This window comes from Candidatus Eisenbacteria bacterium, assembly GCA_016867495.1.
GTDB lineage: Bacteria > Eisenbacteria > RBG-16-71-46 > CAIMUX01 > VGJL01 > VGJL01.
In genome coordinates this window covers 1-7222 of sequence record VGJL01000131.1, presented here as the reverse complement: position 1 = coordinate 7222, position 7222 = coordinate 1, and the positions used below count along the sequence as shown (strand labels likewise).

The window sequence follows — 7222 nt, the reverse complement described above, 5'->3', positions numbered from 1 at the left end:
TGCTATCTCGTCGATCTCCGCGGGGACGGCATCCTCGATCGGGTCATCGACTACGTGGATGACGACCGAGACGGAGATCCGGACCGCATGGATCTCTACGAGATCACGCCCGGAGGGATCGGCGCGGACGGCATCGGCGTGACCGTCGTCTTCGACCTGGATGACGACAACCGGCTGCTCGCCCTCACGGACTACGACTATCACGCCAATCGGGACATGTGGCGCAGCGACTTCTCGGGGAACGCCTGTCTCGTGGCGGGGATCCGCGATCAGGTCAGCGGGCGGTGGACATCCGTCTTCGAGAACCCCTTCTGCTTCTACGACGACGACAACGACGGCCTTACCGACGAGGCGCTGCGTTTCGAGGGAACGGACCTGGCCATCCGCTCGATGCGATGGTCGTTCGACGCGGACGGAGACGCGACGGAGGAATCCCCGCACGACTTCGACTTCTCCCTGAACGCCGTCGGCCAGATCCGGGCCCCGGAGTCGTTCGCCCACGAGCTGCCCATGCGCGATGGCGGGATCCTGCGCTTCGTGGCCTGGGACAAGGCGCGGGATCTGGCCCGCTGGGGCCTCTGGCGCTCCGCGCTCCTTGTCTGGGACGAGGTGGACCGCAACGTCGCCCCCGAGTCCGAGGTTCCGACGCGCGAGAGATGGGAGGGCGTGATCGCCGAGCCGTTCATGGGCGTCCCTCAGATCGGCGGTCCCGCTTGCGGCCGGGCGAACAAGCGCTACGAGATCGACGCCGACAACTCGGGGAGGCTCGGCCTCTACTTCAGCGAAGTGGACCGCAGGATCCATCTCCTGGGCGCGGAGCGAGGGGAGATCACCGTCGCGCTGGCAGGCGATCCCGGCATCCGGAGGACAATCACGATGACGGACGCCGACGGCAACGGCTACTTCGACGCATGGACGTGGGCCGCCGAGTCGACGCCCCGCCGCGAGCGCGCGGTCATCCTGAGGAACGAGGCGCCCCGCCGCCTACCCACGGGGACGCCTGCGATGCGCGAGGCCTGGCGGGATCGCCTCGGGGAAGCGCGCAAGCAGGCCCGATGGGACCTCGATCAGCTCGGAGGAAGCGGAATCGCCGGCGCGCGGGGGCATGTGAGACGCTGGTGGACGGAGGCCCGCGACAGGGGAGAGCCGATAGCCGTCGCGGCCGAGAAGAGCCTCGAGACGGAGCGCTACCTCTACGATCTCTCCCTCTGGGATCTGGGTGGCGGCTTCCTGGCCCTGGATCCGGCGGAGGGCAAACCCTCCGCCGTCTGGAGTCCTGAGCAGGCCATCGTTCCCGGAACGGCCCTCATTCTCGACGTCGGGGCGATCCCGGAGAAGAAGCGGAAGGATCTGGATCTCCTCTCGAACGTCGAACTGACGTTCCCGGGCGGCCGGGTCGCGGGCCAGCCGGAGGACTGGGATGCCGACGGACTTCCCGACGCGATCTACTTCCCTGCGTTGGAAGCGGCTCCCCATGCGGAGGCCTCCCGCGTGACGATCGAGATCGATCCGGCCCACCCCTTGCCGTGGCGCGAGGAGATCCGCGTCGATCCCCACTTCGGAGCCTCGATCGCTTTCGAGTCGCTCCCCATCGCCTACCGCGCCTACGAGGGACGGATCGATTTCCTAGCGAAGCGGAGGCCGGCCCTGATTCTCCGAGGCGACCTCGGCGACCATCACACTCGGCGACCATGGGGGATGGATCCATTCGATGTCGGCGGAGGACCCGGACTGGGAGGGCTCTTCGTGGAGGACGCGAGCGGCTGGCATCCCCTCTTCGGGCAGGACGCCTATCGCTCGCAGCGCGTCGTGGCGTCCGGGCCCGCCCGGGCTGTGATCGAATCGGTCGTCGAGGCCGCGGGCGTCCGTGCGACGCGCAGGTGGAGCCTCACTCCTGGGGACCATGCGATCGTCGAGGATCTCCTGATCGATCTCTCGCAGGGAGTCGACTCTGTTCGCATCGCCGCCGCGATCCCCTCCCTATCGGAAAACGGCTACTTTCGCGTCCCGAGCGGGATCTGGTCGTACGGCGAATCGATTGTCGAGGCCGGAGCGATCGGACTGGCCGGTTGCGCCCTGGATGACAGAGACGCATTGATCTCGCGCGTCGGGGGCGATGTCGCTCTCGTCTTCAGGTGCGGATCGATGGAGACGATCCGTCTGGCCTGGATGGCCGGCGCCGTTTCGCATGGAGACTCCACGGCGGATGCGTGGAGGATTCGGTCCGAGAGGGTCTTGAGCGGCCACAAGGACCGCCCGGTTTCACGCGCGATCCGCTGAGCCGGTCCTCTCCGTGGGACCCGCATCGGGACCCGCGGCCATTGACAGAGATGGATCCGCGGCCTAGTCTCGCAGGGAAATCGTTCGCTATCTTGGATGAGGGAACTGGATGCCATGAATCCCCGTGCCGCACAGGATCGGCCCCTGCCGCGCGGAACCGAGACCGCCGCTCCCGATCTGTTTGCGCGCTGCCACGCATTCACGAGGGTCAAAGAGGCCAAGGCCGCGGGGCTCTATCCCTACTTCGTGCCGATCTCGAACTCGGAGGGAACCGAGGTCACGGTTGACGGGCACCAGATGATCATGCTGGGCTCCAACAACTACCTCGGCTTGACCCACGATCCCCGCGTCCTCGAGGCGGCCGAAGCCGCAGCTCGGCAGTACGGGAGCGGCTGCACGGGAAGCCGGTTCCTGAACGGCAATCTCGATCTGCATGAGAAGCTCGAGGTCGACCTTGCGCGGCTCGTCGGCAAGGAGGCGGCCCTCGTCTTCTCGACCGGCTTCCAAGTCAACCTCGGCGTGATCTCAAGCGTTGTCGGGAAGGGCGACTCGGTGATCATCGACAAGCTCGACCACGCGAGCATCATCGACGGGACGCAGCTCTCCCAAGGGGCCGTCTATCGCTTTCGACACAATGACATCGGGGATTTGGAGAAGAGCCTTCAGAAGGCCAGGAGCCATCCGGGGGGCATCCTGGTCGTGGTCGACGGCGTCTTCAGCATGGAAGGCGACCTCGCCGATCTTCCCGAGATCGTCCCCCTCGCGAAGCGATACGGCGCCCGCCTGATGGTGGACGAGGCCCACTCGATCGGCGTGATGGGCGCGACCGGCGGCGGAACACACGAGCACTTTGGAGTGACGCAGAGCGTCGATCTCCTCATGGGGACGTTCAGCAAGTCGTTCGCCTCGATCGGAGGCTTCGCCGCCGGCGATGAGTACGTCATCAGCTTCGTTAAGCATCATTCCCGATCGCTCATCTTCAGCGCGAGCCTTCCCCCCTACGCCGTGGCGACCGTCAGCAAGTGTGTCGAGATCCTTCGGCAGGAGCCCGAGCGCCGCGACCGGCTGTGGGCCAACGCCCACCGGCTACGGGACGGCCTGGTCTCGATGGGATTCGACGTGGGGACCTGCTGCACCCCGATCATCCCGATCATCGTGGGCAACACCCTCAGGACCTTCAGATTCTGGAAGTGCCTCTTCGAAGGAGGGGTCTTCACGAACCCGGTGATCGCCCCCGCGGTGCCTGAGAACTCCTCGCGGATCAGGACGAGCCTGATGGCCACCCACACGGCCGCGCAGATCGATCGGGCGCTCGAGATCATCCAGGTGGCGGGCAAGACGGCCGGTGTGATCGGCTAGTCAGTTCCAAGCAAGAGCCGGAGGGGGCCGCACGCTGTGCGCCCGCGCCTCCGGCTCTATGATCTCGATCAAGAGTTTCTAGCTGGACTTCCGCCTGCGCCGCGCCGCCGCGAATCCGACGAGTCCCGTGCCGAGAAGCAGAAGAGATGCCGGCTCCGGAATCGGCTGGACCACCGTGTCCGGGACCAGGATGTGGTTCGCGATCGAACCGTTGCCCGGGGGGTCGATCGGATCGGTCGCCAGGAACCCGAGGTTCCAGGCCGCGTCGACGGGGTTGTTGCCTCCGTCCTTCGAGTAGAAGTCGCCCCACATCGGCATGCGCTGGCTGTCGAACTGGATGGTCGTCACAAGCCCCGTGATCCCGCGATCGAACTTGACGCCGTAGAGATTCCCCGGCATATCGGGGTTGCCCTGCATCTCGAGGTGCGTCTTGATGTCATCGCTGACCACCGTGTACGGCACCATGTTTCCGCCGGCATCGTTCACATAGGCGTTCGCGATGTCCGCGACGGTGAAGTTGGTCGAGGTCTCGAAGATCATGTGGCTCGTGCCCCCAGCGGCATGCGAGAGGCGATACTTGTAGTTCCACCACCCATCAGCACCGCTGTCGCCGACCCACCACTCGATCATGGCAGGCCCTCCGGCCCATCTGCCCTGAGCGTGAAGCCCCGTAGGATAGGCGAGGGAGCCATAGTAGAGAATCGCCTGGCCCTGGGCGGGGATTAGGAGCCCCACCAGCACGATCGCCAGAAGCGCCATCTTCAACCGAGTTGTCATAAGAACACCATCCATCAAGCATGCCTGTATCTTATGGCAAGAGACAGCGGCTCATGGGGTCGCCGGAGCTCCTCCGCCGATTTCCTGTACATCTTATCAGGTATCTGACTCGGGACGAAGAAAAATGCGGTCCTCGCGTTGAGTTTGCGGACCTTTCTGCTGCCCCGCTGAGGCTCCAGCCCAATCCCCCGAAAACAGTATAAGTGCTTTAGTGTTAGTAAGTTAAGTCGCTTGAGCGCCGGTCGACCCACACCCGATCACGGTCCCCGGCGCCTTCACGCCTCCCATCGCGCGCCCGACGCCCCTCCTTGCCCGTCTCGCAGTCTCCTGTCCCGACCGGCCTGCGCCAGAGCCCTCCTCAGCAGGAACTCGATCTGCCCGTTCAGGCTCCGCATGTCGTCGGCGGCCCACTTCTGAAGGGCATCCAACAGGGCCGGATCCACTCGAAGCAGGAAGGGCTTCCGATCGGGCACGGCGCCCTCCTATTGGTAGAGCGTGCCGGTGTTCACGACGGGTTGGGTGTGCCGGTCGCTGCAGAGAACAACGAGGAGATTGCTGACCATGGCGGCCTTGCGCTCCTCGTCGAGCTCGACGACCTTCTTGATCGAGAGCTGGTCGAGGGCCATCTCCACCATGCTGACCGCCCCCTCCACGATCTTTTGACGCGCGGCGATGATGGCGCTCGCCTGCTGGCGCTGGAGCATCGCGCTGGCGATTTCGGGAGAGTAGGCGAGGTGGCTGATCCGCGCCTCGATCACTTCCACGCCCGCCTTCGTGAGGCGATCCTGTATCTCCTTCTTCAGATCCTCCGCGACCTCCCGCGTATGACTTCTGAGCGCCTTCTGCCCCTCGACGTGCGCGTCATAGGGATAGGACGTTGCGAGATTTCGCAGCGCCGCCTCGCTCTGCACGTGGACGAAGTTCTCGTAGTTGTCGACCTCGAAGACAGCCTCCGCGGTCTCCACGACCTTCCAGACCACGACGGCGGCCGTCTCGATCGGATTGCCGTCGTGGTCATTCACCTTGAGCTTCGTGGTTTCGAAATTGCGGATCCTCACCGAAACCGCCCGCCTCGTGCAGAAGGGGTTGATCCACTTGAAGCCCGGGCTTCGGACCGTCCCCACGTACGCCCCGAAGAGCTGGATGACACGCGACTCGTTCGGATTCACGGCGAAGAGCCCGCCGAAGAGCAGGGCGACGATGATCATGGCGATCCCGGACAGGACCGCCGACAGCGGAGCTCTGGCGAGTGCCGCACCGATGAGCCAGAGAACCGTCCCCACGAGCAGGGCCAGGCAGACCAGGAGCATGAGATAGCCATTGGCGGACTTCGCGTCCCGTTCGCGGATCATGATGACCCCCTTTCTGATATCTTTACGATATCAATCTGCTAGCAGCTCTGTCAAGCGGGAAATCGGCGGGCGAGCGGCTCAGTCTTGCGGAAAGAGGGGCAGAAGGGCCCGGAGGTCATCGGCCCGAACGATCAGATCCGCGACCTCCTCGAGCTCCTTGCTCTTGGGATTGAAGGCGATCGAGTAGCCTGCCTCCCGGGCCACCTCAACGTCGTTGAAGGCGTCGCCGACGAAGGCGCAGCGGAGAAGGTCGATTCCTTCCCTGGCGGCCATGTCCCTCAGACCGCGCGCCTTTCCATCCACGTCGTAGGGGGTGGCCAGGCATCCGATCAGCAGGCCGCTGTCGTCGAAGAGGAGCCGATTGACGTAGACATCATCGAAGGGATGCTCCGGAAGCAGGGTGTCGATCACGATGTCCAGGGTCCCGGAGATGATGGCGAGCTTGTAGCCGCGCCGCTTCAGCTCCGCGAGCGCCTCGTGCGCCCCGTCGATCAGCCTCAGGTCCCCGAGGGCCTGGATCATCTGCCCCCGCGTGGCCCCCGCGCGCATCCAGTCGCCGACGTCGAGGGCGACCCAATCGGCGTAGGTGATCTCCCGATCGAGATACTGGCGGAACCTGCTGTGGTTGACGGTGTCGTCGCCGGTGAAGCGACGGTTCATGACCTCCCAGACGACCTTCTCATCAGGATGGACCACGAGGGTGCCATCCACGTCGAAGCAGATCAGGTCGTAGTTTTGCATCGCCTCCCCGAAAGCAAGACCGGCCCCGATTTCGCGGAGCCGGCTTCAGTGGGTCCGGGCCGCTCGGTCTAGGGAACCGATATCATGCCCGGCGCGATGCCCTGGAGCAAGGTCACTTCACGAGGACCATCCGTCCCGTGGCGCGGGCGCCGTCCTGTCGCACGATGGAGTAATAGACGCCGCTGGGAAGCGCGCGTCCGGCGTCGCTCCGTCCGTCCCAGACGACCGACCTCTCCCCGGGAACGCAGGTCTCGTCCATCAGGGTCCGGACCGCGCGGCCCGAGGAATCGACGATCAGGAGCCTCACGCGCCCTTCGTAAGGGATCCGCAGCGTGATCCGCGCATCCGTTTCGAACGGGTTCGGCTGCGCCGGGTCCAGAACCAGGCCCGCGGAGAGGAAGCGCGCGTCGGGAGCGTCGGCGGCCTCGTCGAGGCCCCTCACCTCGATGTCATCGATGGTCCAGCCTGCGCCCGCTCCCGTGGAGTCCGAGCCGAAGCGGAACCTGATCTGGATCGATCCGACGTAGGAGCTCAAGTCGATCTCCACGCGGGTCCAGCCGAACGTCCCCGAGTAGCAGGCGGTGCCTTCGGCGAAGGGACCGCCGTAGCCGCGGTCATGGATCGTGTGCGTGTAGCCGCCCGCGGGAACCAGGGGCTCGTAGGCCAGACTGTCGATAGAGATCTCGAGGAGCCCCCCATCGAAGGCGATGCCG

General features: G+C 65.2%; 7 protein-coding genes. 2 read left to right on the top strand and 5 right to left on the bottom strand.

Annotated elements, in window-relative coordinates; all coding sequences use genetic code 11:
• Both FJY88_10450 and FJY88_10445 read left to right on the top strand, forming a co-directional pair.
• Positions 1-2280: DUF4861 domain-containing protein (locus FJY88_10450; GenBank protein ID MBM3287752.1), on the top strand; the 2280-nt coding region annotated here is incomplete at its 5' end.
• Positions 2281-2394: 114 nt separating this feature from the next.
• A complete protein-coding gene (locus FJY88_10445) occupies positions 2395-3639 on the top strand; it encodes an aminotransferase class I/II-fold pyridoxal phosphate-dependent enzyme (GenBank protein MBM3287751.1) in 1245 nt (414 codons plus the stop codon).
• A 78-nt stretch (positions 3640-3717) separates the two neighbouring features.
• On the opposite strand, the gene FJY88_10440 is transcribed toward FJY88_10445, so the two are convergent.
• The 5 genes from FJY88_10440 to FJY88_10420 form a co-directional block, all read right to left on the bottom strand.
• Positions 3718-4431: a VPLPA-CTERM sorting domain-containing protein gene (locus tag FJY88_10440; GenBank protein MBM3287750.1), complete on the bottom strand. Its 714-nt coding sequence runs from the start codon at positions 4429-4431 to the stop codon at positions 3718-3720.
• Between the two features lie 260 nt (positions 4432-4691).
• Positions 4692-4889: a hypothetical protein gene (locus tag FJY88_10435; protein ID MBM3287749.1), complete on the bottom strand. Its 198-nt coding sequence runs from the start codon at positions 4887-4889 to the stop codon at positions 4692-4694.
• A 9-nt stretch (positions 4890-4898) separates the two neighbouring features.
• Positions 4899-5768, bottom strand: coding sequence for an SPFH domain-containing protein (locus FJY88_10430; protein MBM3287748.1), 870 nt, complete (start codon positions 5766-5768; stop codon positions 4899-4901).
• Positions 5769-5846: 78 nt separating this feature from the next.
• The gene (locus tag FJY88_10425; GenBank protein ID MBM3287747.1) at positions 5847-6509 is read right to left on the bottom strand and encodes an HAD-IB family phosphatase; all 663 of its coding nucleotides are present in this window, start codon (positions 6507-6509) and stop codon (positions 5847-5849) included.
• A 112-nt stretch (positions 6510-6621) separates the two neighbouring features.
• On the bottom strand, positions 6622-7222 hold a 601-nt coding region (locus FJY88_10420), incomplete at its 5' end, for a hypothetical protein (protein ID MBM3287746.1).